We start from the raw sequence: 2,537 nt of genomic DNA, 5'->3' as shown, positions 1-2,537 counted from the left end.
CACAACAAGCAGGCAAGCAGCGAAGTATTTCAACCATCGAATATAAAATAGATTTTGACATAGCCAGGCCCCTTGCCGACGAGTGCACGGCCCGGGCCGGCCAATGGCAGAAACCTGGGCCGCAACGGCCCCGCCAGCCGCCGGCCCAACGGCAACGCGGGTTCGTGCGTAAGCTGCAGTATTATCTTTTCACCCGCTATTTTTTATGCGCAAAGGCACTACCGTTAGCTGGAAGTACGGCACCGGCACAGCCACCGGCAAAATCGAATCGGTTCACAAAGAGCCCGTCACGCGCACCATCAAAGGGGCCGAGATTCACCGCAATGGCTCGGCCGACGACCCGGCGTTCGTGATTGTGCAGGACAACGGCAACCGCGTGCTCAAGCTCAAGAGCGAGGTAAAGCCCGTGGCCTAACCCGGGTTGTGGCCCGCCCTGGCCACCCGGCGGGCGTACCTTTGCCGGGCAGTTGCCGGCCCGGTGCCTCCCATTTTCCGGACTCGCCGGCGGGCTGTCTTTGCTCTTCTACCCGGCTATGTCAACTTCCTCCGAACCATTCTATAGCGTGCGCTACCAGCCCGCCCCGGCCCTGCTGCGCGGCACGGTGCTCCGCCCCCTCACTACCCTCGAATTCACCGAGGCCTGCGAAATGGTGTTGGCGGCGGCCATCACGCACCGCTGCCCCTACTGGCTGCTCGATGGGCGCGCCGATGTCGACGCCCGCCCGGCCGATGTCTATGAGTGGCTGAGCGACGAGTTTTTGCCGCGCGTGCACCGCACGCTGGGCCGGGTACCCTCGCTGGCTTTCATTGCCCGGCCCGAATTCTGGAACGCACTGCGCGCCCGCAACTACGCCCCGCCAATGGTGATTGCCGGTAACTTCCGGGCCGGCTGGTTCACCGAGGAATGTGCCGCCATGCAGTGGCTCTCAAACTACCGCACGGTGCTTCCCGCTCCCCTCGCCCCCTAACGCACAAGGCCCCGCCGGCAATTGCCAGCGGGGCCTTGTGCGTTGAGTTAAGAGTTAGAAAGGAGGAGCCAGTCCACCATTTTCAACTCTTAATTCTTCACTTTTAACTTCTAGCTCAACGCTAGCGGTTGTGGGCGTCGGGCTTAATGAATGCTTCTTCGTCCATCTCGGTGGGCACCACTACCACGCCTTTCTGTAGCATAGAGTTGGTTTTGCCATAGAGGAAGTACACGATGAAGCCCAGCAGCATCCAGCCCAGGGCTACCTGCAGCGTGAAGGTATCGAGGCCGATAATGAGCAGCGTGCACACCAGCGCGCCCATGATGGGCACCAGCGGGAAGCTCGGCGACGAGAGCGGCGCGCGGAAGGGCCGCGGCTGGTTGGGGTCCGACTTGCGCATAATCCACACGCCGATGCTTACCAGCACGAAGGCCAGCAGCGTGCCAAACGAGGTGAGGTCGCCGGCCAGCGAGCCGGGCACGAAGGCCGCGAACAGGCCCACGAACACCATCAGCATGAGGTTCGACTTGTAGGGAGTGTTGAAGCGGGGGTGCAGGTCGGAGAAGGCTTTGGGCATGAGGCCATCCTTGGCCATCGAGAAGAACACGCGGCTCTGGCCCATGAGCATTACCAGGATAACCGAGGTAAAGCCCAGCAGGATGCCCACCGTGACGGCCGTAGCCAGCCAGCCGTAGCCGGGCATGTGCGCCCGGATGGCGTAGGCCACCGAAGCCTCGCCGCCCAGAGCCGGGTCGGCAAACTCGCGCCAGTTGGCAACGCCCGTCAGCACGTGGCCGAACAGGATGTAGAGCACCGTGCAGATGGCCAGCGAGCCCAGAATACCAATGGGCATATCGCGCTTGGGGTTGCGGGCTTCCTGCGCCGCCGTGCTCACGGCATCGAAACCGATGAACGCGAAGAACACGATGCCCGCGCCGCCGATGATGCCGCCCAGGCCGTGCTTGAAGAAGCCTTCGTAGGTGCGCACCGTTTCGCCGGCCGCGTTTTTCACCACGGCATCGGCCGGAATGAGGTAGGGCGTGTGGTTGGCCGAGTTGATGAACTGCCAGCCCACGGCGATGAATACCACCACAATCAGGGTTTTCAGCACCACAATCACGGCGTTGAACAGGGCCGACTCCTGCGTGCCTTTCACCAGCAGCAGGCTCAGCATCACGATGATAAACAGCGCCGGCAGGTTAATCATGCCGTGCTGCTCCACCCCGTTGATGATGGCGTGCTCGAAGGGCGAGTGGCTGAGATTATACGGTATACTGGTGCCGAAGACCTCCAGCAGCTTGTTCAGGTATTCGCTCCAGGCAATGCTGACGGTGGCCGCGCCCAGGGCGTATTCCATAATCAGGGCCCAGCCAATTACCCAAGCCACAAACTCGCCCATGGTGGTGTAGGCGTAGGTATAGGCCGAGCCAGCAATCGGAATCATGGCCGCAAACTCGGCGTAGCACAGGCCGGCGAATACGCAGCCGAAGGCCGCCAGAATGAAAGCCAGCGTCACGCCCGGCCCGGAGGCCTGCGCGGCAGCGGCGGCGGTGCGCACAAACAGGCCCG

At 62.4% G+C, this 2,537-nt stretch carries 3 protein-coding genes; 2 read left to right on the top strand and 1 reads right to left on the bottom strand.

Translation table 11 applies throughout. The features are described 5' to 3' along the window. The first annotated feature begins 205 nt into the window (after positions 1–205). Both ACYVDE_RS20035 and ACYVDE_RS20030 read left to right on the top strand, forming a co-directional pair. On the top strand, positions 206–415 hold the full coding sequence (locus ACYVDE_RS20035) for a hypervirulence associated TUDOR domain-containing protein (RefSeq protein WP_460503306.1): 210 nt from the start codon (positions 206–208) through the stop codon (positions 413–415). Between the two features lie 118 nt (positions 416–533). Continuing rightward, the gene (locus tag ACYVDE_RS20030) at positions 534–968 is read left to right on the top strand and encodes a hypothetical protein (protein WP_460503305.1); all 435 of its coding nucleotides are present in this window, start codon (positions 534–536) and stop codon (positions 966–968) included. Between the two features lie 121 nt (positions 969–1,089). On the opposite strand, the gene ACYVDE_RS20025 is transcribed toward ACYVDE_RS20030, so the two are convergent. Continuing rightward, a partial coding sequence (locus ACYVDE_RS20025) for an amino acid permease (RefSeq protein WP_460503304.1) occupies positions 1,090–2,537 on the bottom strand: 1,448 nt, incomplete at its 5' end.

This window comes from Hymenobacter agri (assembly GCF_054778495.1).
Note: the sequence above shows the minus strand (reverse complement) of the source record. Positions and strands in the feature narration are given on the sequence as shown.